We start from the raw sequence: 25,175 nt of genomic DNA on the forward strand, positions 1-25,175 counted from the left end.
GCCCCCGCCGGTAGGTTGGGGCTCATGGCCCCCTCCGCCGACAGCGCAGCGCACCCCGTCGTCACAACCGCGTCCGGTGCGGTGCGCGGCACCACTCGGGACGGGGTGGCCGCGTTCCTCGGCGTCCCGTACGCGGCGCCGCCCATCGGCGCCGCGGCGTTCGCCGCACCGTCGCCCCACGAACCGTGGAATGGGGTGCGCGACGCCACGGCATACGGTCCGACGGCACCCCAGGTCGGCTACCCGCAGCCGATCGCCGCGCTCCTCGACAACGACATCGAGCTCGGCGACGACTACCTGAACGTCAACGTGTGGACGCCCGACCCGTCGCCCGCGGCCGGCCTGCCGGTCATGGTGTGGATCCACGGCGGCGCGTTCGCCCGTGGGTCCAACCGGCTGGCGATCTACGCGGGGGACAATTTCGCCCGCGACGGCGTCGTCTTCGTCGGCATCAACTACCGCTTGGGCATACCCGGCTTCGCCTCGGTGGCGGGCGCCCCGGAGAACCGCGGGCTGCTCGACCAACTCGCCGCGCTGGAGTGGGTGCGGCAGAACATCGCCGCATTCGGCGGGGATCCGGCGCAGGTCACCGTTTTCGGGGAATCGGCCGGTGCGATGAGCGTGGCATCGCTGATCTCCTCGCCGCTGTCGTCGGGCCTGTTCGGGCGGGCGATCATGCAGAGCGGCAATGCGAGTGCGGCGGTCGACGTCGCCGACGCCCGAAAGGTCACCGCGCGGATCGCCGATCTCCTCGAGGTGCCGGCCGACGCCGGCGGGCTGGGCTCGGTGACCGGTGCGCAACTGCTCAAGGCACAGACCGATGTCGCGCTGGAAGCCATGCTCAACCCAGACCCGGCCGTATTCGGGGAAACCGTGATCGGCGTGGGCGGCGGAATCATGACGCTGATGCCGGTCGTCGACGGCGACGTGCTGCCCGATGTGCCGATAGCGTCGATCGCCGCCGGCACGGGTGCCGGGATCCCGCTGATCACCGGGTGGAACGCCGAGGAGTACCGGTTCTTCCTGGTGCCCACCGGCATCGCGGCGGCCACCACGCCGGACGGCGCGCGGGCGATGCTGGCCCGGTTCCCGGAGGCTGCGGTCGCACTGGAGGAGAACCTGGCGGCGGGAATCGCGCCCGGCGACGCACTGTGCATCGGGATGACCGACGTGGTATTCCGCTCCGGCTCATATCGGCTCGCCGACGTGCGAGCGGCGGGGGAGACGTATCTGTACGAGTTCGACGTGCCGAACACGGTGGCCGAACTCGGTGCCGCGCACGCGGTCGAGATTCCCTACGTGTTCGACAAGCTCGACCGGGCGCAGCGCCTCACCGGACCCGACGCCCCGCAGGCGGTCGCCGATGCGATGCACTCGGCATGGATCGCCTTCGCCAAGACCGGCGACCCCGGCTGGGAGCCGTACCTGCCGTCCGAGACGGTGCAGCGGTTCGACTGAACCCGAAGCTCAGGCGGTCGCCGAAGCAGCGGCCTCGACGTCGGCGCGCCAGGACGCGATGGTCTCGACCGAGTCGGTCTTGTTCGTCCCGATGAACCCGGTCGGACCGCGCTTGATCCAGCCGGTCACGTACACGCCGGGAACCGGGGTGTCGCCATCCATGACGCGCCCCCTGTCGTTGGGGATCACGCCGCGCTTCTCGTCGAAGGGCAGGCCGGGCACCGGCACGCCGTGGTAGCCGATGGCCGAGAGGACCAGTCCGGCGTCGATGTCGACGGTCTCGCCGGTCGGGGTCGCGGTGCCGTCGGCGGCGACGGCGTTCTTCGCGAACCGCACGCCGGTGACCTTGCCGCCCGCGGTGAGGATTTCCTCGGGCGCCAGACCGAAGGCGAAGCGGATGACCGGTCCGTCGCCCTGCTCGCCGCGCGCGGCGATCTCGCGCAACTGTTCCAGTTTCAGCTGGTCGGTGATGTTGTAGGCGACCAGGCCGTCGAGGTCCGCGGGGTCGACGATGATGTGTGCGTCGCTCTCCACGAGGCCGATCAGCTCGGGCAGGGTGAACGCGGCCTGCCGGGGTCCGCGACGGGCGACGACGAGGACCTCGCGGATGCCGCGTCGGCCGATGGCGTCCAGTGCGGTGCGCGAGATGGAGGTGCGTGCCAGCGCGTCGGCGTCACCGGTGAGGACGCGGGCCACGTCGAGGGCGACGTTGCCGTTGCCGATCACGATGACCCGGTCGGTCGTCAGGTCGAACTCCCGGTCGGCGAAGTCCGGGTGGTCGTTGTACCAGCCGACGAGGGCGGTCGCCGACGAGAAGCCCGTCGCGTCCGTCCCCGGGATGTTCAGCGGGCGGTCGGTCGGTGCCCCGCCGGCCCACAGGACGGCGTCGTGCCGCTCGCGCAGCTGATCGAGTGTGACGTCGCGGCCGATCTCGCAGTTGAGCAGGATCTTCAACCGCGGGTGTCGGGCGATGTCGTCGAAGAGGTGCATGATCGCGCGCGTATGGGTGTGATCGGGCGCGACGCCGTAGCGCGCGAGGCCGAACGGCTTCGAGAGGCGCTCGTAGACCGTGACAGACACGTTCGGCAGGCGCAGGAACTCGTCGGCGGCGTACATGGCCGACGGGCCGGACCCGACGATCGCGATGTGCTGCGGCGGCGCCGCCAGCGGCGTCGGCGTCGTGACCGGCGCCAGCGGCAGCCGCTTGCCCATGTCGACCGGGAAGCGCACCTCGCCGTCGAACTCATCGGGGTTGTAGTGGGCGGCGTTCACCGCGAGGAAGCGGTGGTGCTCGTCGGTGAGTCGGTGCCCGGGCACGATCGCTCCAACTGGGCACGCGGTGACGCACGCGCCGCAGTCGACGCAGGTCGTCGGATCGATGTAGAGCATCTCGGCGGTGCCGAAGTCGGGCTCGTCGGGCGTCGGATGGATGCAGTTGACCGGGCACGCGTAGACGCAGGAAGCGTCGCCGCAGCACGCCTGGGTGACGACGTGGGGCATGAAAGGGCTGCTTTCGTGAGACGCCCCGGCTCGGTGGACCCGGGGCGGTCGGGAAGACCTAGACGGCGGTGGCGGTGTAGGTCGGCTCGCTGCGGTAGCGCGACGGCCGGCCGGCGATCCGCATCAGCTGCCAGACGCGCGCGGACACCGGGTTGATCAGGCCGCACTGTTCGGCGAGCATCCGGACGTCGCCGAACACGTTGACGAGGAACTGCTTGGACTCGGGCGAGCGCCAGAACAGGTCCTTCCACACCGAGCGCGGGATGTCGAACTGCTTGCGGAACTGGCGCGGGGGCCGTGCGATGACGTCGCACAGCACCCGCATGACGATCGGCATCGCGATCGACAGGATGAACCGCTGGATCGGCCCCTTCTGCGGAATCTTCTCGCGCAGCAGGTGGTGGGCGAAGGAGATGTGACGGGCCTCCTCGGCCACGTGCAGCTGCATGATCGCCTGCATCGTCGGGTGCAGGTCCTGATCCTTGCGCAGGAACTCCTTCTGGATGTGGTCGATCGGCTCCTCGCCGCCGAGCACGCCGAAGTAGAAGATGCTCGGGAAGATTGTGGAGAACAGCGGGATGACCGGGGAGATCCGGCGGAACCACTTCGGACCACCCGGAACGTTGACGCCGGTGCGGTTCACGAACTCCTGGAACATCAGGGTGTGGTTGCACTCCTCCTTGGCCTCGTGGGTGGTGTAGCGGAACTCCTTGGCGCCGTTGGGCAGGGCGAAGGAGTACTGCATGAGGCCGCGGATGAGGATGGACTCGAACTGCAGGCCGACCTTGGCGACGTTGGCCTGGCGCCACATGCCCATGGCGATCTGCTTGTCGACCGGCTGCTGCGCGAACCAGGGGTGGCGGCCGATCGGATCGTGCTTGGACATGATCCAGCGCTTGTCGTTCGGGACGACCGCCATGTAGTCGGCGTCCCAGTCGATGTCGTCGTACGGGTCGAAGTTGCGGTGCACCGAGGCGTCCGACAGGTCGTCGAGGACCTGGCCGTAGTCTTCGCGGAGCTGGGTCTTCTCGACCGGCAGGTACTCCTCGATGTTCGTCTCGAACTGTGCCGCGGCGGGCTCAAGCGTGCTGGTCATCGTCGACCTCCTTGGCTGCGCCGAGGGCAGGAGTCCCCGGGGGTGCGCAGAACCGATTATGTTTCAACGTTCATTGTAACGGTTTCCGGTGGCATGTGGAATAGCGACGTCCGGCAGTGTTGTCGGGCCCATCGCGCGGGGTACCGGCAGAATGGGTAGCCATGACCCTCGTGATCCTCCTCGTCGCGGCCGCGATCCTGGCCATCGCCGCGGCCAACACGCTGGGTCCGCGACTGGCCATCGCACCGTCGTTGATCCTGGTCACCGGCGGACTGCTGGTCTCGCTGATACCCGCCGTGCCGGAGATCGTCGTCCAGCCCGAGTGGATCCTGGCCGGCATCCTGCCGCCGCTGCTGTACTCGGCGGCCGCGTCGATGCCGTCGATGGAGTTCCGCCGCAATCTCGCGCCGATCGGCGCGCTGTCGATCATCCTGGTCGTCCTGAGCGCCGTGGTCGTGGGCTTCGTCGTGCACGCCGTCATCCCGGAGATCCCGCTGTGGACCGGCATCGCGGTGGGCGCGATCGTGTCACCCACCGACGCGGTGGCCACCCAGATGGTCAAGAAACTCGGGGCGCCCGGACGCGTGGTCGCGCTTCTCGAGGGGGAGAGCCTGCTCAACGACGCGACCGCACTGGTCATGCTGCGCACCGCGATCGCGGCCACCGCGGCCGGCGTCGCCGTCGGCGGGGCGATCGGCGACTTCGTGTGGGCCATCACGGCGGCGGTGGCGGTCGGGTGGGCGATCGGGCGAGTCAACCTGCTGATCGCCGCCCGGGTGCACAACCCCGTCGTCACGACGGCCGTGTCCTTCACCGTTCCCTATCTGGCGTACCTGCCGGCCGAGCATCTCGGGGCATCCGGCCTGGTCGCGGCGGTCGCCGCCGGCATCGTGACCGGCATGGGTGCGGCGCGCCACCTGACCGCCGCGCACCGGATGTCGGAGATGCAGAACTGGCGCACCATCGAGCTCCTCCTCGAGGGCGGGGTCTTCCTGCTCATGGGTCTGGAGTTGTCGTCGCTGATCACCGACGTCCACCGCGCCGGTGCCCGCGTGCACGTCGCGATCGAGTTGGCCGCCCTGATCCTGGTGGTGATCGTCGTCGTCCGCGGGGCGTTCGTCGGTCCGATGCTCGCGTGGCTGGGTCGGCTCGCGCGCCGGTCCGACCGCCTCCGACCGCGGCTGCGGGAGATCGGTGAACAGCTGCCCGACGATGCGCCGGCCAAGTGGACGCGCCGACTCAACCGCAAGATCGCCGACCTCGACTACTTCCAGTCCACCCGCCTCGGCTGGCGGGAGTCGACCCTGGTCGTGTGGGCCGGTATGCGCGGGGCCGTGACGGTGGCGGCCGCGCAGACCCTTCCGCTGAACACGACGTCGCGGTCGCTGCTGGTGCTGACGGCCTTCCTCGTCGCGCTGGGGTCCCTGCTGGTCCAGGGATTCACGATCGCCCCGCTGATCCGCCGGCTCGGCGTCGCGCAGGACGAGGCCGAGCTCGACGGCGAGCGCGCCGCGCTGCACCAGCAGCTGCGCGATGTCATCGCCGACGACATGGCCGCAAAGTTCGACGTCGACCCGGACGAGTTCCGTCGGGTGCGCGACGCGGTGCTCAAGTCGGAGGACTCCGAGGACGGCACGGTGCGGCACGTCGGACGCTCGGAATTCGTGGCCATGCGCCAGGCCATGATCGACGCCCAGCGCAGCCAACTGCTCGCCCTGCGCGACGAGGGCCAGTACAGCTCGCAGGTCCTCACCGAGGCGCTCGCCCGGCTCGACGCCGAGCAGATCAGCGTCGACCTCTACCGCTGAGCGAGGCCGAGGTCCCGCTGATCGAGTCCGAGCACCTCGGGGGCCACGCTCATGAAGGTGATCAGGCTCAGCATGAGCAGGAACCACAACAGGCCCTGCCAGACCGGCCAGCGGCCACCGTGCTGCCACGCCCGGTAGGTGCGGACCGCGGCGGCGATGGCGCCGACGAGCATGATGCCCGGGCAGATCGCGAGCAGCGCGGTGCGAGCGGTGCCGTGCGCGGCCACACCGAGCAGCAGGACGACGAGCGCGAGTGCGACGGTCACACTGCCGTGGATGAACGCGCTGCGGACGGTCGGATCGGTCCTCACGTGCTCGGCGCTCCTCGGCGATTTCGGAATCAGCGGCAAACGGCGAATGAACATCTGACCGTCGCCGCGGGCAATTCGTCCCGATTCAGCCTACGCCGACCCCGGATCGTTTGACGGCTGCGGTGAGCCGGGGCAACGATGGGACCAGGCGCCCGATTTGTCCGTGGTCGCCGCCCAATCGAGGAGGAGCACATGCCCACTGTCGTCGTCGGAGTCGACAACACCGACACTTCGCTGCACGCCGCACGCTGGGCCGCCTCGTTGGCCGCGCGCGAAGAGTCGGAACTGCACATCGTCGGTGCCTACGACGCCAGCACGAGCAACTACGCGCCGGGTCTGGTGATCCCGCAGGACGTCGTCGAGGCCATTGCGAACGAGGCCAAGGACGCCGTCCAGAAGGCGGCCGCCGCCGCGCTCGAAGCCGAACCGGATGTGCGCGTGCGCACCAGCGTCGGCGAGGGCGACGCGGCCCGCACCCTGCTGGAGGTCGGCAAGGACGCGACGGCCATCGTCATCGGCACCCGCCGCCTCGGCAGCGTCAAGGGACTGCTGCTCGGCTCGGTCGGCGTCATGATCGCCGCCCACTACCACGGCCGCGTCGTGGTCATCGGCGACGAGGTCCCCAGCGGTCCGGTCGTCGTCGGCGTCGGCGACACCCCGATCAGCGATCCCGCCGTCAAGGAGGCCTACCGCCAGGCCGACTCGCTCAAGGTGCCGCTCGTCGCGGTGCACACGTGGGCGCAGCTCGACGCCGACGCCCTGCACGGCTTCGGAATCGAGCCGGAGGCCGTCGAGCGGATGAGCGCCGAGGCGACCGAGGCCGTCGCCGAGCGACTGGCCGGTTACGCCGAGGACTACCCGGACGTCGAGGTCCAGCGCATCGTCGTGCCGGACGACCCGGGCAAGGCCATCGTCGAGGCCGCGACCGAGCGCAAGGCTTCGTTGATCGTCGTCGGCAGCCGCGGCCGCGGCGGGTTCAAGGGCATGCTGCTCGGCTCGACCAGCCAGAAGGTCCTGCAGCACGCCGGCACCCCGGTCATGATCGTGCGGGAGTGAGCGCGGGTCAGGACCAGCTCGGCAACCAGATCTCCTGGTTCCAGTGCCACTTGCTGATCGGGACCCCGGTCAGCACCGGCCACAGCCACGCGAAGTTCACCACGACCAGCGCGAGGTAGCAGGCCACGACGGCGACGGCGATGATCTGCTTGTCCGGCGGTGAGCCGTCCGCCCGTCTGGGCAGTCGCGCGGCCCAGCGCAGGACGTCGCCCAGGCACAGGGCCAGCAGGATGATCAGGAACGGCGCCATCGCCGTCGCGTAGAAGAAGTACATCTGCCGGTCGATGTTGGCGAACCAGGGGGCGAAGGCGGCGAAGTAGCCGACGAGGGCGGCGCCGTAGCGCCAGTCGCGGCGGCCGGCGAAGGACCACAGCGCCCACGCCAGGATCGGCAGCGCCAACCACCAGATCGCCGGCGTGCCGATGAGCATCTGGACGCGCGCACAGTCGCCCTTGCCGCACTTGTCCGGTCCCTGTTCCACCGCGTAGAGCATCGGCCGCAGCCCCATCGGCCAGGTCCACGGCTTCGACTCCCACGGGTGGTGGTTGCCGGCCGCGTTCGTCAGCCCGGCGTGGAACTTGAGGATGCCGGACTGGTAGTGCCAGAACGACTGGAACACCACCGGCACCCAGCGCAGCAGCCCGCCGCCGCGCTCGGCGACCTCGTAGCGGTACACCGACGTCTCCGACGCGAACCACGGGATGAAGCTCGCCAGATAGATGCCGATCGGCAGCACCGCCAGGCTCAGCGACGACGGCACGAGGTCGCGGCGCAGGACGCCCGGCCAGGGTTTGCCGACCCGGTAGTCGCGGCGAGCGGCGAAGTCGAAGCCCAGCGACATCAGGGTGAACGCGACGACGAAGTAGATGCCCGACCACTTGGTGCCGCACGCCAGGCCGAGCATGACCCCGGCGGTGAAGCGGTACCAGCGGAAGCCGAAGCGCGGCCCGTAGACCGACGCCCACCTGCCGTCGCAAGCGCGGTACGCCTCGTCGAGGCGGTGGCGCATCTGGTCGCGGTCGGCGAGCAGCGCGCTGAACGCGGCGACGGCGAAGAACGCCTGGAAGATGTCGAGCATCCCCATCCGCGACTGCACGAAGAGCACGCCGTCGCAGATCGCGAGCAGGCCGGCGATCGCGCCGACGAGCGTCGAACGCGTCATCCGGCGGACCGTCGCGTAGAGGAGCACGACGATCCCGATGCCGGCCAGGGCGGGCATGATGCGCCACCCCATCGGGCCGTAGCCGAAGACGCCCTGTCCGATCGCCAACAGCCATTTGCCGACCGGCGGGTGTACGACCAGGCCGTAGGCGGGATTGTCCTCGATCCAGTTGCCGCCGGTCAGCACCTGCCAGCCCTGCGGCACGTAGTGCTTCTCGTCGAAGACCGGCGTGCCCTTGTCGGTCGGATGCGTCAGGTCCCACAGGCGGGTGACCGCGGCGAGCAGGGCGATGACGAGGCCGACGATCAGACCGCGGCGGCGGTCGGTCGCGCCGAACACGGGAGCGGGGATCGTGGCGCCGGGGGAGCGGCCGAGGGATTCGGCGGTGCCGCGATCGGCTGTCGCGCCGCCGGCGGTCGGCCGCACGAGCAGCCAGCTGCTGGCGTTCTCCCCGGCTGCGGTCACCCGGTCGATGGTAGCGGGGTAGGGCTGGGCATACCCTTGCCCCATGGACAGCGGCGGACGGCTCGTGCTGGCGGCGACGCCGATGGGCCAATACGGCGACGCGTCGCCGCGGTTGCGGGCGGCGCTCGAGTCAGCCGACATCGTGGCCGCCGAGGACACCCGCCGCGCGCGGTCGTTGGCGAGCGGATTGGGCGTCACCATCGGCGGCAAGCTGATCAGCTACTACGACCAGGTGGAGGCGGCGCGCACCCCGGGGCTGGTCGAGGCGATCCGCGACGGGCAGACGGTGTTGGTGATCACCGACGCGGGGATGCCGTCGGTCAGCGACCCGGGGTTCCGGCTCGTCGCCGCGTGCGCCGACCAGGACCTGCCCATCACCTGCCTGCCCGGACCGTCGGCGGTCACGACGGCCCTCGCCGTCTCCGGCCTGCCGTGCGAGCGGTTCTGCTTCGACGGTTTCGCGCCGCGCAAGTCCGGCCAGCGTCGCACCTGGTTGGCCCAACTGGCGGGTGAACCGCGGACCGTCGTGTTCTTCGACTCGCCGCACCGGCTCGCCGATACCCTCGCCGACGCGGTCGACGTGCTCGGGGCGGACCGTCGCGTGGCCGTCTGCCGCGAACTCACCAAGACCTACGAGGAGGTGCGTCGCGGGACGCTCGCCGAAGTCGCCGAGTGGGCGGCCGGCGGGGTCAAGGGCGAGATCACCGTCGTGCTGGCCCCCGGCGTCGTCGAAGCGCCGTCCGTCGACGACCTGGTGGAGCGGGTGCGGGCCCTCGTCGACGACGGGATGCGACTCAAGGACGCCTGCGCGCGGGTCGCCGGGGAGACGGGCGCGTCCAAGCGCGAGCTGTACGAAGCGGCGCTGGCGGCGCGCTGATCAACCGGCGCCGACGATGGCGGCCGCCTTGTCCAGGCACTCCTGCCATTCGCGATCGGGTTCCGAGTCGATGGTGATGCCGCCGCCGACGCCCAGGCGCATCGCGCCGTCGGGATCGATCTCGACCGTGCGGATGGCCACCGACAGGTCGAGCGCGTGGTCGGGTCCGGCGACGCCGATCGCGCCGCAGTAGACCCCGCGCGGCAGTCGCTCCCACTCGCCGATCAGCTCGGCGGCGCGGATCTTCGGCGTCCCGGTCACCGACGCCGGCGGGAAGGTCGCCGCCAGCAGCGCGTCATTGCCGACGTGGTCGGGCAGGTCGGCGCCGACCGTGGACACCAGGTGCCACACGCCGGGCGCGCCGACGACGGTCAGCAGCTCGGGCACGCTCACGGTCCCGATCGCGGCGACCCGCCCCAGGTCGTTGCGCACCAGGTCGACGATCATCACGTTCTCGGCGACGTCCTTGACCGACATCGCCAGGTCGCGCGGGTCCCCGGCGGCCGGCAGCGTGCCTTTGATCGGCGACGACGTGACATGGTCGCCGCGGCGGTCCAGGAAGGACTCGGGGGAGAAGCTCGCCACCGTGCCCCACCGACCGGCGAGGAAGGCCGCCTTGCGCGGGGCGGTGGCTGCGGCGACGGTCCCGAAGAAGTCGACCGGATCGCCGTCGAGGCGGCCGTCGAGGCGGGTGCAGATGCACGCCTGATAGATCTCGCCGGCGGCGATCGCGTCGAGGGCGTTGAGGACGGCCCGCCGGTGGTCGTCGCGACGCTGCGGGGTGGGCGTTTGCCAGTGGGCCGAGATGTGCCCACTCGACGAGGTTTGGTGCCCACTCGGCGGCGGTGGGGTGCCCACTCGGCGGTTGCGGGGTGCCCACTCGGCGATGGCGGGGTGCCCACTCGGCGAGAGGGCGGCGGCGACCCAGTCGGGGGCGGGGGCGCCGGTGACGTCGTGGAACTCCCACTCGCCGTCGCGCAGCATGAGTACCGAGTCGGTGAGACCGCCGGCGACCGCGGGGAAGGCGGCCTCGGCGACGTCGACGGGGAAGCTCAGGTGCCCCAGCCAGTAGCGATCGGGCCGGTCGGGTGGGGCGAGGCCCGCGACGAGTTCGAGGGACGGGGCGATGACCGCGTCGGCGCCCAGCCAGGAGCCGATCAGCGCGGCCGGCGGGGGCAGCGCGGCCCCGCGCGTCGCGCGGTGCAGCGACCGCAGCACGTCGAGCGCGCTGGGGCTCATCGCCGGCTCAGTCCCCGGCGGGCGCCTCGAGGCGCGGGAAGACGGGGGTGGGCTTGGGCAGGCTCGTGCGCGGGGCCAGGCGCCGCTCGATCGCGGCGAAGTCGCGCTGGTCGGCCGGGACCGCGAGCTGGTCGAGGATCTTGCCGCACGACTCGGGCATCACCGGCTGGGCCAGCAGTGCGACGACGCGCACCGTCTCGGCGCACACGTAGAGCACCGTCGCCGTCCGCTTCAGGTCGGTCTTGGCCAGCTTCCACGGCTCCTGCGCCGAGATGTAGCGGTTCGCCTCGGCCAGCTCGTGCCACAGCACCTCCAGGCCGAGGTGGATGGCCTGGTTGTCGAAGTGCTCGCGGACCGTCGGCAGCAGGCCGACCGCGTGGGTCAGCAGCGCGGAGTCGTCGTCGGTGAACTCGCCGGCCTGCGGCACCTGGCCGTCGAAGTACTTGGCGATCATCGACGTCGTGCGCTGGGCCAGGTTGCCGAACTCGTTGGCCAGGTCGGCGTTGATGCGGGCGATCATCGACTCGGCCGAGTACGACCCGTCCTGGCCGTAGGACACCTCGCGCAGGAAGAAGTAGCGCACCGGGTCGAGGCCGAAGGCGTTGATCAATTCGACCGGGTCGACGACGTTGCCGACCGACTTGCTCATCTTCTCGCCGTTGTTGAACAAGAAGCCGTGCGCGAACACCCGCTTGGGCAGCTCCAGGCCCGCGCTCATCAGGAACGCCGGCCAGTACACGCAGTGGAACCGGATGATGTCCTTGCCGATGATGTGCAGGTCCGCGGGCCAGTACTTCTCGAACAGCGCCGGATCGTCGGGGAAGCCGGCGCCGGTCAGGTAGTTGGTGAGCGCGTCGACCCACACGTACATGACGTGATCGGGGTTGTCGGGGACGGGCACGCCCCAGTCGAAGGTGGTCCGCGAGATGGACAGGTCCTTCAGGCCGCCGCGCAGGAAGCTGACGATCTCGTTGCGCCGGGTGTCCGGGCCGAGAAACTCGGGGTGCTCGTCGTAGAGCGCCAGCAGCTTGTCGGTGTACGCCGACAGTCGGAAGAAGTAGGTCTGCTCCTCGGTCCAGGTGAGCTCGTGGCCGGTGTCGGTGGCGACCCGCTTGCCGTCGGCGTCGACGGTGGTGTCGTCCTCGGCGTAGAACGCCTCGTCGCGCACGTCGTACCAGCCGGAGTAGGCGTCGAGGTAGATGTCCCCGTTGCGCTCCATGCGCTTCCAGATTTCCTGCGACGCCCGTTTGTGGTCGTCGTCGGAGGTGCGGATGAAGCGGTCGAAGCTGGAGCCGAGCTGCTCCTGCAGCGCCTGGAACCGATCGGAGTTGCGGTCGGCGAGGTCGGCGGTGGCGATGCCCTCGGCCTGCGCGGTCTGCTGCATCTTCTGCCCGTGCACGTCGGTGCCGGTGAGGAAGCGGACGTCGAAGCCGTCGAGGCGCTTGAACCGGGCCAGCGCGTCGGCGGAGATGTACTCGTAGGCGTGACCGATGTGCGGGGCGCCGTTGGGGTAGGCGATCGCGGTGGTCAGGTAGAACGGTCGGTTCTCGCCGTGCGAAGGGAGGCTGGCCATAGTGCCCGTCAGGTTACTCGGGGCGGTTGTAGGGCGCGCAGCCCGGCGGCGCGTGCGGCGCGACGAGGGCCGGCGTCTTGGCGATCTTCTTGGTCACCGGCTCCTCGCCCAGCACGAACTCCTCGCCGTGGTGGGCCAGCGTGATCGGCGGGCCGGACAGCAGGCGGTAGGTCGCCGAGGTCGGTTCGACGGACACGCGGATCGACGAGCCGCGAACGATCATGCGGAAGTTCATGTAGTTGAGCCGCTTGGGCAGGCGCGGGGCGAAGGTGATGTTGCCGTCGAAGTCGCGCATGCCGCCGAAGCCCGCGACGCAGTCCATCCAGGCGCCGGCGAGTGCGGCGATGTGCAGGCCCGAACTGACGTTGGCGTGCAGGTCGTGCAGGTCGGTGAACACCGATTCGCACATCAGGTCATAGGCCAGATCGAGGTAGCCGACCTCGGCCGCGACGACCGCCTCGCAACACGCCGACAGCGACGAGTCGCGGACCGTCAGCGGGTAGTAATAGTCGAAGTTGCGCTTCTTGGTCGGCTGGTCGAAGGCGTCGCCGCGGGTGTACATGGCGAACACCAGGTCGGCCTGCTTCACCACCTGCTTGCGGTACAGGTCGTAGTACGGGTAGTTGAGCAGCAGCGGGTACTTGTCCTTGGACCCCTCGAAATCCCACTCGCCCAGGTTGGTGAACGACTCGCACTGCTGGTGCACGTCGAGCTTGTCGTCGTAGGGGATCGTCATCGCGTCGGCGCACGCCTCCCACCGGGAGGTCTCCTCGTTGGTGACGCCGAGTTTGCGTGCGACGTCGGGCTGGCGCCGCGTCGCCTCAATGGCGTCGCGCAGGTTCTGCTGCACCGCGAGGTTGGTGAACACGTTGTTGTTGACGACGGCCGTGTACTCGTCGGGGCCGGTCACGCCGTCGATGCGGAAACCGCCGCCGGCGTCGAAGTGCCCCATCCCGGAGAACAGGCGCGCGGTCTCGACGAGCAGCTCCACGCCGACCTCGACGTCGAACTGCTCGTCCTCGGTCGCCCGGATGTAGCGGGCGACGGCGTTGGCGATGTCGGCGCTGACGTGCACGCCGGCGGTGCCCGCGGGCCAATAGCCCGAGCACTCGTCGCCGTTGATCGAGCGCCACGGGAACATGGCGCCCTTCTGGGCGAGCTCGGCGGCGCGCGCCTTGGCCTTGTCCATCGTCGCGTGGCGCCAGCGCAGCTCCTCGCCCGCCGCCGCGGGGAGGGTGTAGGTCAGCATCGGCAGCACGAAGCTCTCGGTGTCCCAGAACGCGTGGCCGTCGTAGCCCGGTCCGGTCAGCCCCTTCGCCGGGATGGCGCGCGACTCGCCGCGCGCACCGGCCTGCAGGACGTGGAAGAGGGCGAAGCGGACCGCCTGCTGCAGCTCGGGGTCGCCGTCGAGTTCGATGTCGGCGTCGTGCCAGAAGTCGTTGAGGAAGGCGGTCTGGTCGGCGACCAGCTGGGTCCACCCGGTGTCGACGGCCAGCGCGAGCGCCGCCTCGACCTGTGCGCACAGCGCGGGCACCGACCGCCGCGCCGACCACCCGTAGCCGATGTACTTGGTCAGCGTCAGCTTGGAGCCGCGCGGCACCTTCGCCGAGATCGTCAGCCGCGCCAGATCGCCGTCGGCGCGGATCGAGGTCTCCGCCTCGCTGGGCAGGTCCAACACGTGGTCCATGCCGGCGGCCATGTGCAACTCGGACGTGCGGGTGTGGTGCGCGAGGACCGCGGAGTACCCGTCGCAGGTGGCGAGGTCGGCGACCAGCGGCGAATCCAGCGCGGCGGCCAAGCGGGGGTCGTCGCCCTGCACCGGGATCGGCTCGTTGGCGAGCAGGTCGGACTGCAGGACCAGGGTCATGTCCTCGCTGAGCGGTTCCACCTCGTAGTGGATGGCCGCGATGGCGCGCTTGGTGAACGACACCAGCCGCTCGGATTTGATCCGCACGGTGCGGCCGGTGGGGGAGGTCCACACGGTGGTGCGGCGCAGCGTCCCGGTGCGGAAGTCGAGGGTGCGCTCGTGGTCCTCGGTGGTGCCGTAGCGCAGGTCCATCGGCTCGTCCTCGACGAGCAGCCGGATGATCTTGCCGTCGGTGACGTTCACGACGGTCTGCCCCGACTCCGGGTAGCCGTAGCCGCTCTCGGCGTACGGCAGGTCGCGCAACTCGTAGAAGCCGTTCAGGTAGGAGCCGTTCAGCTCGCTCGGCTCACCCTCCTCCAGGGTGCCGCGCAGGCCGATGTGGCCGTTGGAGAGGGCGAACAGCGACTCGGTGCGGGCCAGCATGTCGATGCGCAGGCCCTTCCAGGTGAGCTGCCACGGGCTGACCTCGAACCCCATCTCGCGCACTGGACCGTGCGGATCGGCCGGGAACGGGTGGCTCATTGCGGTGCTCCTTCCGTCGGGCCGGTCGCGCCGGTCCGCAGGTCGTCGAGAGTCGTCACGACGACGGTGGCGCCCGCTCCCGCCAGTGCTTTCGCGTGCTTGCTCGGTTCGCTCCCGGCGCCGGCGGTCCGGTCGACGCCCACCACCGCCGCGAAGTCGCCCGCCGATCCCGCGGCGACGCCGGACACGGCGTCCTCGAAGACGGCGGCCGCGGCGGGGCCCACGCCCATCAACTCGGCGCCGAGCAGGAAGGAGTCCGGCGCGGGCTTGCCGGCCAGGCCGCGCTCGGCGATGACGTTGCCGTCGACGCGCTGCTCGATGTACTTCGTCAGCCCGGCCGCCTCGAGGACCGGCCCGCCGTTCTTCGACGACGTCACCACCGCGATGCCGAGCCCGGCGTCGCGGGCGGCCCGCAGGTAGGCCTCCGCGTCGGGGAAGACGGTGACGCCGTCGCGGTCCAAGATGGCGAGGAAGCGCTTGTTCTTGTCCTCGGCCAGCCGCGCGATCGTCGCCTGATCGGCGGTGATGTGGCGGGCCGACAGGAAACTGGTGATGCCGTCCTCGCGCGGGCGGCCGTCGACGTGGGCGAGGTAGTCGGCGGGGGTGAACGGCGCGGGCTTGTTTCCGTTGTCGTCCACGGCCGATGCCAGGAATTCGTTGAAGGCCTCGCGCCAGGCCGTCATGTGCACCGATGCGGTATCGGTCAGCACGCCGTCGAGGTCGAACAGTGCGACGGTGATGGAATCGGCCAGCCCCAACATTGGGATCACGCTACGCGATCGCGGCACGCGGTGCGCGCTGGGAAAGTGTGATCTCGTCCCGTGCCAGGATGGAGGCATGCTCCGGTCCTTCGCGCAGGTCGACGTGTTCACGCGCTTCGCCGCCGCGGGCAACCCGGTGGCGGTCGTCGTCGACGGCGACGGCCTGGCCGACGAGACGATGGCCGCCTTCGCGCGGTGGACCAACCTCTCGGAGACGACGTTCATCCAGACGCCGACCGAGCCCGCCGCCGACTACCGGCTGCGCATCTTCACCCCCGGCGGCGAGATGCCCTTCGCCGGGCATCCGACCCTCGGCTCGGCCCACGTGTGGCTCTCCCGCGAGGGGGCGACCACCCGCCGCCAGATCGTGCAGGAATGTGGCATCGGGCTGGTCGAGCTGCGCCGCGACGGTGACCGTCTCGCCTTCGCCGCCCCCGGCCTGCGCCGCAGCGGTGCGGTCGAGCCGCACGTTCTGAGCCGTGTCGTCGATGCACTCGGCGTGACCCCCGACGAGGTCGTGGACTCCTCCTGGGTGGACAACGGCCCGCCGTGGATCGGCGTCCAGCTCGGCTCGGTCGAGCGGGTGCTCGAACTGAACCCCGACCCGCTGGCCTTCGGCGCCCTGATGGTCGGCGTCGTCGCCTGCTACCCGCCCGGCGGCGGGCCCGACGGCGCCGCGATCGAGGTGCGCGCTTTCGCGCCCGGCATCGGCGTCCCCGAGGACCCGGTCACCGGGAGCCTGCAGGCCGGTCTCGCGATGTGGCTGCGCCAGACGCGCGCCGTCCCCGGCCGCTACGTCGCGGCGCAGGGCACCGCCCTCGGCCGTGCCGGCCGCGTGTACGTGGCCGACGACGACTCCGACATCTGGATCGGCGGCGATTCGGTGACCGTCATCTCCGGGACGGTGGACCTATGAGCAAGAAGAAGGACCAGCGTCGCGAGCCACCGCCCGACCCGCAGCCGTTGCCCGGGCTCGTCGACGCGCACACCCACCTGGCCGCCTGCGGTGGTCGGGACGCGGAATCGGTCGCGGCGATCTGCGACCACGCCGCCGCGGTCGGGGTCGAGCAGGTGGTCACCGTCGCCGACGACATGGTCGACGCGCGCTGGGCGGTGGCGGCCGCCGAGTGGGACCGCCGCGTCTACGCCGCGGTGGCGCTGCACCCGATGCACGCCGGCGACCTCGACGAAGCGGCGAAAGCGGAGTTGGAGCGGCTGGCGGCCCACGAGCGGGTCGTCGCGATCGGGGAGACCGGACTCGACTACTACTGGCCGTCACGGTCGGCGGACTGCGCGTCGCCGGAGGTCCAGGCCGAGGCGTTCGCGTGGCACATCGACCTGGCCAAGCGGACCGGCAAACCGCTGATGATCCACAACCGCGAGGCCGACCGGGATCTGCTGGACATCCTCGCCGCCGAGGGCTCGCCGGAGACGGTCATCATGCACTGCTTCTCCGGGGACGAGGCGATCGCCCGCGAATGTGTCGACCGCGGCTACCTGCTGAGCTTCTCCGGCACGGTCTCGTTCACCAACGCCGCCGAACTGCAGCGGGCCGCGCTCGTGGTCCCCGACGAGCTGATCCTCGTCGAAACCGACGCCCCGTTCCTGACGCCGCACCCGTACCGCGGGCGGCGCAACCAGTCGTACTGCCTGCCGTACACGGCCCGATTCCTCGCCGACCTGCGCGGGGTTTCCGACGACCAGATGGCGCGGACGCTTGGGGCCAACGCCCGTCGCGTCTATCACATCCCGGTGGCCTGACCGACCCCGCTTCGATATCATTCTGTTACATGCCCATCGTGGATGGGCGGACCGTCGGCGTGTCGACGGGCCCGACGAGCAGGACCGAGCATGAGCAGCCACAACGTCAAGAAGCACAAGGACGGCGCTGACGAGCACCACAACGTCAGCAAGCACAAGGGGGGCCGCAGGGCCGCCAAGCGCCAGCCGACGTCGATGCGTTCGCGCGTCATCGTGGGCACGACGCTCGCCGCCCTCGTCGCCGGCGGCATCGTCGGCCTGGCCTCGCACAAGACCGTCACGCTCGAGGTCGACGGCCAGTCGAAGTCGGTGTCGACGATGATGGGCAAGGTCAACACCGTGCTCACCCTCAAGGGCTACTCGCCGGGCAAGGACGACGTCGTGCTCCCCGGTCGCGACCAGAAGGTCCGCAACGGCCAGAAGGTCACGCTCAAGCGCCAGAAGAAGGTCACGCTCGACATCGGCGGCCAGAAGCGCGAGGTGACCACCACCGCGGCCACCGTCGACGAACTCCTTGCCGAGCAAAACCTCGGCAACGCCTCGGCCAAGACCGACCTGGTGAACCTGCCGCGCAGCGGCGCGGTCATCCCGGTGCTGCTGCCCGTGCCGGTGACCCTCACCGACGGCACGGTGACCTGGACCCCGCAGATCGGCGCGCAGAACGTCGGCGACCTGCTGGCCCGCACAGGCAAGCCGCTGGCCCCGACCGACAAGGTCGTGCCGGCCGCGGACACCCCGCTGACCAAGGGCATGAAGATCAAGGTCACCCGCATCCGCACATCGGAGTCCACGCGCGTGGAGAACGTCGCGGCCCCGGAGAAGACCAAGAAGGACCCGAGCCTGATCAGCGGCCGCAAGGTCGTCGAGAAGCCGGGCAAGCCGGGCCAGGCCCGGGTGTCCTACCTGGTCACGACCGTCAACGGCAAGGTGACCAAGCGCAAGAAGCTCGGCAGCCACGACCTCGTCAAGCCGCAGCCGGCCACCGTCCGCGTCGGCACCAAGCCGGGTGCGCCGTACGTCCCGCCGGGCTCGGTGTGGGACACGCTCGCCCAGTGCGAGGCCGGCGGCAACTGGCACATCAACACCGGCAACGGCTTCTACGGCGGCGTCCAGTTCGACTACGGCACGTGGCTGCGCCACGGTGGTGGCAAGTACGCGCCGCGCGCCGACCTCGCCACCCGCGAGGAGCAGATCGAGATCGCCAAGAAGACCCAGGCCGCGCAGGGCTGGGGCGCCTGGCCCGCGTGCACCGCGAAGATGGGCCTGCGCTGACCGCAACGCCACGGCTGCTGGGCCCGGCCCAGATCCGCGCGCTCGCCGCCGAGTTGGACGTGCGGCCGACCAAGACCCTCGGCCAGAACTTCGTCCACGACGCCAACACGGTGCGCCGGATCGTCGCGGCCGCCGGGGTGGGGCCCGACGACCACGTGCTCGAAGTCGGCCCCGGGTTGGGTTCGTTGACACTGGCGCTGCTCGGCGCCGCCGGGTCGGTCACCGCCGTCGAGATCGATCCCGTCCTCGCCCGGCGACTGCCGCAGACCGTCGCCGACTACGCGCCCGATCAGGCGTCGTCGCTGACGGTCGTCGAGGCCGACGCCCTGCGGGTGGGTGCGGCGGATATGCCCGGTGAGCCGACCGCCCTGGTGGCCAATCTGCCGTACAACGTCGCCGTGCCCGTGCTCCTGCACCTGATGAGCGAGGTGGACTCGCTGCGGACCGCGCTGGTGATGGTGCAGGCCGAGGTCGCCGACCGCCTGGCCGCCGAGCCGGGCAACCGGACCTATGGGGTGCCGAGCGTCAAGGCGCGCTACTTCGGCCGCGTCGCCCGCGCCGGATCCGTGGGGCGCAACGTCTTCTGGCCGGAGCCGAAGGTCGAATCCGGTCTGGTGCGCATCGACCGCACCGACGACTACCCGCGCGACGCGGCGACCCGGCAGCGGGTCTTCACCGTCATCGACGCCGCGTTCGCCCAGCGCCGCAAGACGCTGCGCGCCGCGCTCGCCGGGTGGGCCGGATCGCCCGCGGCGGCCGAGGAGCGGCTGCGCGCGGTCGGGATCGACCCGTCGGCGCGCGGTGAGCGGCTGGGCGTCGCCGACTACGTCGCGCTCGCGCAGACTGCACTACCCTGAGCCTGATGGCACTCACACCCCGCGCGCAGGTCCGCTCGACCACCGCGCGCGCGGCTGCCAAGATCAACCTCCACCTCGGCGTCGGCGAACTCCGCGACGACGGGTATCACGAGCTCACCACCGTCTTCCAGGCCGTGTCCCTGTTCGACGACGTCACCGTCACCGACGCCGACGCGTTGTCGGTGCTAACCACCGGCGAGAGCGCCGACCAGGTGCCCGACGATCCCGAGCAGAACCTCGCGGCCCGCGCCGTGCTGCGGGTCGACCCCGATGCGCGGCTCGCGATCGAGATCGTCAAGACCATCCCGGTGGCCGGCGGCATGGCCGGCGGGAGCGCCGACGCCGCGGCGGCGCTGGTGGCGGCCGCGGTGCACGTCGGCGCGGGGTGGGGCCGCGCCGATCTGCTGGCCGCCGCCGCCGAGCTCGGCTCGGACGTGCCGTTCTCCGTCCACGGCGGCACCGCCCTGGGCACCGGGCGCGGGGAAGAACTCTCGCCGGTGCTCTCCCGCGGGGAGTTCCACTGGGTGGTCGCGATCGCCAAGACCGGCTTGTCCACGCCGGCCGTGTTCGCCGAGCTCGACCGGCTGCGCGCGAAGGAGTCCGGTCCCGTCCCGGCCGCCTCGCCCGACGCGCTGCTGCGCGCCCTCGCCGCCGGTGACGTCGAGGAGGTGGCACGACTCCTGCACAACGACCTGCAACCCGCGGCGATCTCGCTGCAGCCGCTGCTGCGGCGCACGCTGCGCGCCGGCACCGACGCGGGCGCGCTGGCGGGCATCGTGTCCGGCTCCGGGCCCACGTGCGCGTTCCTGTGCGCCGACGGCGAGGCCGCGGTGCGGGTGGCCGCCGAGTTGGCCGCGGCCGGGGTCGCGAAGTCGGTACGCACCGCTAACGGTCCGGTACCGGGCGCCCGGCTCGTCTAGCGACCGGCACCGCCCACGCGCTAGCGTCCTCGGTATGCGTTTGCTCAGCCTGTCCCTGCCCCTCGCGGTCGCGGCGTCGTCCCTGCTGGTCGGTGCGCCGTCGGCATCGGCCGCCACCGGAACCGTGCTGTCCCAGTCCCCGGTGCCCGCCGCCCAACTGCCGACGGGCGCGGCGCGGGCGGTGAAGGTCCTGTACGCGACGCGTGATCAGCGCGGCCGTCCGGCCAAGAGCACCGGCGTCGTCTACTTCCCCCGCGGCGCGGCCCCGGCGGGCGGGTGGCGCGTCGTGTCCTGGGCGCACGGGACGTCGGGGATCGCGCCGAAGTGCGCGCCGAGTGCCTTTCCCAAGTCGCATATCGACAAGTTCGAGCCCAACGTCGCCGGCGCACTGCGCGACGGTTACGTGGTGACGGCGTCGGACTACATCGGCATGGGCGGCGGGGGGACCACCGAATACCTCGGCGGGCGGTCGGCGGCATACAACGTGATCGACATGGTCCGCGCGGCGCGCCACGTCGACCCGACGATCGGGCGGCGCTGGGCGTCCCTGGGCCACTCGCAGGGCGGGCACGCGGCCCTGTGGGCCGCGCGGGTCGCGCCGCGCTACGCCCCCGAGCTGCCGATGGTCGGCGCCGTGGCCATGGCGCCGGCCAGCCAGGTGCCGACGACGATGACCGCGCTGCAGCGACCCGGTCTGCCCAACCTCGGGCCGGGCAACGCGATGACCGCGTTCTCGATGTATGCGCTCAGCGGTCTGGACCACGTCTACCCGTCGCTGCGGGTGAAGCAGTACCTGTCGCCCCTGGGTCGCCGCTGGCTCGCCCGCGCGGCCGACCTGTGCGTCACCGATGCCGTCACGGCGTTGAAGTCGGTGCCCCCGGGGTCGCTCTACATCAGGTCGACGGCCGATTCGCCGCGGTTCATGGCGGCCCTGCGCGAGTACAGCGGCATCCCGGCGAGCGGCTTCCGCCGACCGGTCCGACTGCAGCAGGGGCTGGCCGATCCCATCGTCCCGGCCGCCGCGACCGCGACGCTGCTCGACCAGCTGCGCGCCGGCGGTGCGGCCGTGTCCGCCGGCTGGTACCCGGGCGATCACCACGCGGTGACCCGCGAGTCCCTCGCCGACACGATGGCCATCGTCGACGGGTACTTCCGGCCGCGACGGTGACCGCTACAGTGGCCCCGTGACCGCGCCGGCCAACCCCGTACTGATCAACGCGGAGAAGATCAGCAAGAGCTTCGGCATCAAGCCGCTGCTGACCGATGTCAGCGTCGGCGTGCACGCCGGGCAGCGGATCGGCGTCGTCGGCCTCAACGGCGGCGGCAAGACCACCCTGCTGGAGATCCTCGCCGGCATCACCGAGCCCGACGCCGGCCGTGTTTCGCGGGCGGGCGACGCCCGGCTCGCCACCGTGACCCAGCGCGGCGAGCTGCCGCCGGAGGCGACCGTCGCCGAGGTGGTCGTCGGATCACTGGGCGTCGCCGAGCACGAGTGGGCCGGTGACCCGCGGATCCGCGACGTGCTGTCCGGCATCGGCGTCGCCGACCTGCTCGATCGCCGGACGGCCGAGCTCTCCGGTGGGCAGCGGCGCCGCGTCGCACTGGCCGCCGCGCTCGTTGCCGACGCCAACGTGTTGATCCTCGACGAGCCGACCAACCACCTCGACATCGAGGGCGTCGAATGGCTGGCCGAGCATCTCGTCGCGCGCGGGGACGCGGTCGTCGTCGTGACCCACGACCGGTGGTTCCTCGACACCGTCGCCCAGCGGACCTGGGAGGTGCACTCGGGCCGCGTCGACGAGTACGAGGGCGGCTACAACGACTGGGTCTTCGCCCGCGCCGAACGATCGCGGTTGGCCGACGCCGCCGAGGAGCGGCGGCGCAACCTGGCGCGCAAGGAACTCGCCTGGCTGCGGCGCGGGCCGCCGGCGCGAACGTCGAAGCCCAAGTACCGGATCGAGGCGGCCGAGAAGCTGATCGCCGACGTGCCGCCGCCGCGCGACACCGTGACGCTGTCGGCCTTCGCCAAGCGGCGGTTGGGGCGCGTCGCCATCGAGCTGGAAGACGCGCGCCTGGCGACCCCGCCGGCCGCCGACGGCTCGTCGCAGGTGTTGGTCGACGACCTGACCTGGCGGCTGGCGCCGGGGGAGCGGATCGGACTGGTCGGCGTCAACGGCTCGGGCAAGACGACGCTGCTGCGGGCGCTCGCCGGAGAGGTTCCCGTCGACCCGGGGCGGCGGATCGAGGGCAAGACGGTGTCGATCGGCTGGCTGCGCCAGGAACTCGACGACCTCGACCCGGATCAGCGGGTGCTCGACGCGGTCGAGTCGGTGGCGACCCGGATGATGGTCGGCGACAAGGAGCTGTCGGCCGGCCAGCTCGCCGAGCGGCTCGGCTTCTCACCCGCCCGCCAGCGCACGCCCGTCGGCGACTTGTCCGGCGGGGAACGGCGCCGCCTGCAACTCACCCGCGTGCTCATGGCCGAGCCCAACGTCTTGCTGCTCGACGAGCCGACCAACGACCTCGACATCGACACGTTGCAGCAGGTGGAGGACTTGCTCGACGGGTGGGCGGGCACCCTCGTTGTCATCAGCCACGACCGCTATCTCATCGAGCGGATCTGTGATTCGACGTGGGCCCTTTTCGGCGACGGCAAGCTCACCAACCTGCCGCGCGGGATCGCGCAATACCTGGAGCGGCGCAAGGAGTTGCTGCGCGGCGAGGGTGCGGTTGCCCCTGGTGCGCCCACTAGAGCCGCGCAGCCGAAGACCTCGTCCGCCGAGCACCGCGACGCCCGCAAGGCGATGGGCCGGCTGGAGCGGCAGATCGACAAGCTGTCCGCGCGCGAGGAGAAGCTGCACGCCGACCTGGTCGATGCGGCCACCGACCCCGAGCGCCTCGTGGAACTCGACGCCGAGCTCAAACGGGTCGTCGCCGAGAAGGAGCAGGCCGAGGCGCAGTGGCTCGAGGCCGCCGAGCTGGCCGAGTAGTCAGACCTCGTCGGCCGGCACCCAGTCGAACGTCGCGGGGTCCGGTCCGATGCGACGGTTCTCATCGAGCGCGTCGATCGCGGCAACGGCCTCGGCGTCGAGCTTGAGGTCCTGAGCGGCGAAGTTCTCGGCGATGCGCGCCGGGCTGGACGCCTTCGGGAAGACGATGTCGCCGCGCTGGAGGTGCCACGCGAGCACGACCTGCGAGACCGGTGCGCCGACGCGCTCGGCGATCCCGGCGAGGGTCGGATCGTCGAAGACCTGACCCTGCGCCAGCGGCGACCAGGCCTCGGTGGCGATGCGGTGGTTCTTGTTGAACGCACGCAGCTCGTTCTGTGCGAAGTAGGGGTGCACCTCGATCTGGTTGACGACGGGCACGACCGATCCGGGGAGCTCGATGAGGCGCTGGAGGTGGTCGGCGTTGAAGTTGGAGACGCCGATCGAACGAGCCTTGCCCGTGCCCTGGATCTCGACCATCGCGTGCCAGGTGTCGACGTAGTCGATGCCGATGCCGGGCAGCGGCCAGTGGATGAGGAACAGGTCGACGTAGTCGAGCCCGAGCCGCTCGAGCGAGTCGTCGATCGAGGCGATCGCGCGCTGCGGATCGTGGTTGTTGTTGTTCAGCTTCGTCGTGACGTACAGCTCGTCGCGCGACAGCCCGACGTCGGCGATCGCCCGCCCGACGCCGGACTCGTTGCCGTACATCTGTGCGGTGTCGACGTGGCGGTAGCCGGCCTCCAGCGCTTCGACGACCCGCGGCCGGGCGTCGGCGTCGGGGATCTGCCAGGTGCCGAATCCGAACTGGGGGATGGACGTGCCGTCGTGCAGGGTGATCAGGCTCATGGCCCCACCCTAGGCGCTACGCCTTGGCGGCGTCGGGCCCCAGGCCCTGCTTGGCGATCCAGTCGTCGAGGATGGCCATCGTCTTCGGCAGCGCCGGTCCGGCGGTCACGATGTGGTCGGAGCCTTCGACCTCGGCGTAGTCGGCGCGGCCCTTGTAGCGCTTGGCCGTCGCCTTGTTCATCGCGGGCAGGCAGCAGAGGTCCTTCTCGCCGGAGACGACGAGCACGGGCGAGGTGATCGCGTCGAAGTCGACCTTGGCCTGGCGCGAGCGGTCGGTCTGCCAGAGCGCCATCTGGCGGTACACCTTGCCGGACTCGGCGCACAGCTCGGCGTAGAACTCCTCGGACAGGTCGGCCGGCAGTTCGTTGGCGATGTACTTGTCCCACTTGGCCTTCTTCACCGGCCACATCGGCTTGCTGCGCAGCCAGGTGAACAGGTACGGGCTCCACAGGATGGTCGTCGACGGGTACTGCGCGAAGACGCCCGCGGCGGGGGCGGGGGCGAGCAGGATGAGCGCCGTCGACGGGACCTTGGCGGCCAGCAGTTGGGCGATCAGGCCGCCGAGGGAGTGGCCGACGATGATCGGCGTGGTCTTCATGTCGGCGACCAGCTTCTGCAGGAAGTCGACGTAGTCGTTCAAGCCGCACTTGACGACCTCCGCGGCCTTCTCCTCGAGGTTCACCTCGCTCGCCTTGCCGTGGCCCGGCAGCGTCGGCGCGTGGACGTTGTACCCGCGCTTGGTCAGCTCGGGAACGACGTGGTCCCAGCTGCCGCTGCTGCCCCAGGTGCCGTGGATGAGGAGGATGTCTTGTTTCGCCATGGGCCAACGATAGCCCG

Annotated in this window: 21 protein-coding genes; 11 read left to right on the forward strand and 10 right to left on the reverse strand. The window is 70.8% G+C overall.

Annotation, left to right across the window (positions count from 1 at the left end; genetic code table 11):
• Positions 1–24 precede the first annotated feature (24 nt).
• Complete coding sequence (locus QM728_RS03290) at positions 25–1,458, forward strand: carboxylesterase/lipase family protein (protein WP_415030624.1); 1,434 nt, start codon at positions 25–27, stop codon at positions 1,456–1,458.
• A gap of 9 nt (positions 1,459–1,467) precedes the next feature.
• Here the strand turns inward: QM728_RS03290 and QM728_RS03295 are convergent, their stop codons facing one another.
• Both QM728_RS03295 and QM728_RS03300 read right to left on the reverse strand, forming a co-directional pair.
• Complete coding sequence (locus QM728_RS03295; protein WP_415030625.1) at positions 1,468–2,958, reverse strand: FAD-dependent oxidoreductase; 1,491 nt, start codon at positions 2,956–2,958, stop codon at positions 1,468–1,470.
• A 58-nt stretch (positions 2,959–3,016) separates the two neighbouring features.
• The gene (locus QM728_RS03300; protein ID WP_415030626.1) at positions 3,017–4,054 is read right to left on the reverse strand and encodes an AurF N-oxygenase family protein; all 1,038 of its coding nucleotides are present in this window, start codon (positions 4,052–4,054) and stop codon (positions 3,017–3,019) included.
• A gap of 161 nt (positions 4,055–4,215) precedes the next feature.
• On the opposite strand from QM728_RS03300, the gene QM728_RS03305 reads away from it, so the two are divergent.
• A complete protein-coding gene (locus QM728_RS03305; protein WP_415030627.1) occupies positions 4,216–5,862 on the forward strand; it encodes a cation:proton antiporter in 1,647 nt (548 codons plus the stop codon).
• Here the strand turns inward: QM728_RS03305 and QM728_RS03310 are convergent.
• Positions 5,853–6,173: a hypothetical protein gene (locus tag QM728_RS03310; RefSeq protein WP_415030628.1), complete on the reverse strand. Its 321-nt coding sequence runs from the start codon at positions 6,171–6,173 to the stop codon at positions 5,853–5,855. The two genes, QM728_RS03305 and QM728_RS03310, sit on opposite strands and share 10 nt — an antisense overlap.
• A 192-nt stretch (positions 6,174–6,365) precedes the next feature.
• Between QM728_RS03310 and QM728_RS03315 the strand changes: the two genes are divergently transcribed.
• On the forward strand, positions 6,366–7,229 hold the full coding sequence (locus tag QM728_RS03315) for a universal stress protein (protein WP_415030629.1): 864 nt from the start codon (positions 6,366–6,368) through the stop codon (positions 7,227–7,229).
• A gap of 7 nt (positions 7,230–7,236) precedes the next feature.
• Here the strand turns inward: QM728_RS03315 and QM728_RS03320 are convergent, their stop codons facing one another.
• The gene (locus tag QM728_RS03320) at positions 7,237–8,742 is read right to left on the reverse strand and encodes a dolichyl-phosphate-mannose--protein mannosyltransferase (RefSeq protein ID WP_415032822.1); all 1,506 of its coding nucleotides are present in this window, start codon (positions 8,740–8,742) and stop codon (positions 7,237–7,239) included.
• A gap of 157 nt (positions 8,743–8,899) precedes the next feature.
• Here QM728_RS03320 and rsmI point away from each other — a divergent pair, with 157 nt between their 5' ends.
• Complete coding sequence (gene rsmI, locus QM728_RS03325) at positions 8,900–9,733, forward strand: 16S rRNA (cytidine(1402)-2'-O)-methyltransferase (protein ID WP_415030630.1); 834 nt, start codon at positions 8,900–8,902, stop codon at positions 9,731–9,733.
• Here the strand turns inward: rsmI and QM728_RS03330 are convergent, their stop codons facing one another.
• Genes QM728_RS03330 through QM728_RS03345 form a run of 4 tightly spaced genes read right to left on the reverse strand, consistent with a single transcriptional unit; the run spans position 9,734 to position 15,695 of the window.
• Positions 9,734–10,972 (reverse strand): aminodeoxychorismate synthase component I, encoded by a 1,239-nt coding sequence (locus tag QM728_RS03330; protein ID WP_415030631.1) that lies wholly within the window; start codon positions 10,970–10,972, stop codon positions 9,734–9,736.
• Positions 10,973–10,979: 7 nt separating this feature from the next.
• Positions 10,980–12,545 (reverse strand): methionine--tRNA ligase, encoded by a 1,566-nt coding sequence (gene metG, locus QM728_RS03335; protein WP_415030632.1) that lies wholly within the window; start codon positions 12,543–12,545, stop codon positions 10,980–10,982.
• Between the two features lie 13 nt (positions 12,546–12,558).
• Complete coding sequence (locus QM728_RS03340; protein WP_415030633.1) at positions 12,559–14,934, reverse strand: glycoside hydrolase family 65 protein; 2,376 nt, start codon at positions 14,932–14,934, stop codon at positions 12,559–12,561.
• Entirely contained in the window at positions 14,931–15,695 is a 765-nt protein-coding gene (locus tag QM728_RS03345) for a beta-phosphoglucomutase family hydrolase (RefSeq protein ID WP_415030634.1), read from the reverse strand. Before QM728_RS03345 ends, QM728_RS03340 begins: the two co-directional genes overlap by 4 nt.
• Before the next feature lie 76 nt (positions 15,696–15,771).
• On the opposite strand from QM728_RS03345, the gene QM728_RS03350 reads away from it, so the two are divergent.
• The 7 genes from QM728_RS03350 to QM728_RS03380 all read left to right on the forward strand — a co-directional run bounded on the left by QM728_RS03350 (position 15,772) and on the right by QM728_RS03380 (position 23,495).
• The gene (locus tag QM728_RS03350; RefSeq protein ID WP_415030635.1) at positions 15,772–16,611 is read left to right on the forward strand and encodes a PhzF family phenazine biosynthesis protein; all 840 of its coding nucleotides are present in this window, start codon (positions 15,772–15,774) and stop codon (positions 16,609–16,611) included.
• Positions 16,608–17,456, forward strand: coding sequence for a TatD family hydrolase (locus QM728_RS03355; RefSeq protein ID WP_415030636.1), 849 nt, complete (start codon positions 16,608–16,610; stop codon positions 17,454–17,456). Before QM728_RS03350 ends, QM728_RS03355 begins: the two co-directional genes overlap by 4 nt.
• 195 nt (positions 17,457–17,651) lie before the next feature.
• On the forward strand, positions 17,652–18,728 hold the full coding sequence (locus QM728_RS03360; protein WP_415032823.1) for a transglycosylase family protein: 1,077 nt from the start codon (positions 17,652–17,654) through the stop codon (positions 18,726–18,728).
• Positions 18,692–19,585 carry a 16S rRNA (adenine(1518)-N(6)/adenine(1519)-N(6))-dimethyltransferase RsmA gene (gene rsmA / locus QM728_RS03365; RefSeq protein WP_415032824.1) on the forward strand — a complete coding sequence of 298 codons (894 nt, stop codon included), beginning with the start codon at positions 18,692–18,694 and terminating at the stop codon, positions 19,583–19,585. Before QM728_RS03360 ends, rsmA begins: the two co-directional genes overlap by 37 nt.
• Positions 19,586–19,590: 5 nt before the next feature.
• Complete coding sequence (locus QM728_RS03370) at positions 19,591–20,505, forward strand: 4-(cytidine 5'-diphospho)-2-C-methyl-D-erythritol kinase (RefSeq protein WP_415030637.1); 915 nt, start codon at positions 19,591–19,593, stop codon at positions 20,503–20,505.
• A gap of 34 nt (positions 20,506–20,539) precedes the next feature.
• Complete coding sequence (locus QM728_RS03375; RefSeq protein WP_415030638.1) at positions 20,540–21,673, forward strand: lipase family protein; 1,134 nt, start codon at positions 20,540–20,542, stop codon at positions 21,671–21,673.
• Between the two features lie 16 nt (positions 21,674–21,689).
• Complete coding sequence (locus tag QM728_RS03380) at positions 21,690–23,495, forward strand: ABC-F family ATP-binding cassette domain-containing protein (protein WP_415030639.1); 1,806 nt, start codon at positions 21,690–21,692, stop codon at positions 23,493–23,495.
• Here the strand turns inward: QM728_RS03380 and QM728_RS03385 are convergent, their stop codons facing one another.
• Together QM728_RS03385 and QM728_RS03390 are read right to left on the reverse strand one after the other, a co-directional pair.
• Positions 23,496–24,338, reverse strand: coding sequence for an aldo/keto reductase (locus QM728_RS03385; protein ID WP_415030640.1), 843 nt, complete (start codon positions 24,336–24,338; stop codon positions 23,496–23,498).
• Positions 24,339–24,354: 16 nt separating this feature from the next.
• On the reverse strand, positions 24,355–25,158 hold the full coding sequence (locus QM728_RS03390) for an alpha/beta hydrolase (protein ID WP_415030641.1): 804 nt from the start codon (positions 25,156–25,158) through the stop codon (positions 24,355–24,357).
• Positions 25,159–25,175: the final 17 nt, after the last annotated feature.

The sequence above is a fragment of the Gordonia sp. (in: high G+C Gram-positive bacteria) genome, assembly GCF_047602025.1.
In the GTDB taxonomy this organism is placed as follows: Bacteria; Actinomycetota; Actinomycetes; order Mycobacteriales; family Mycobacteriaceae; genus Gordonia.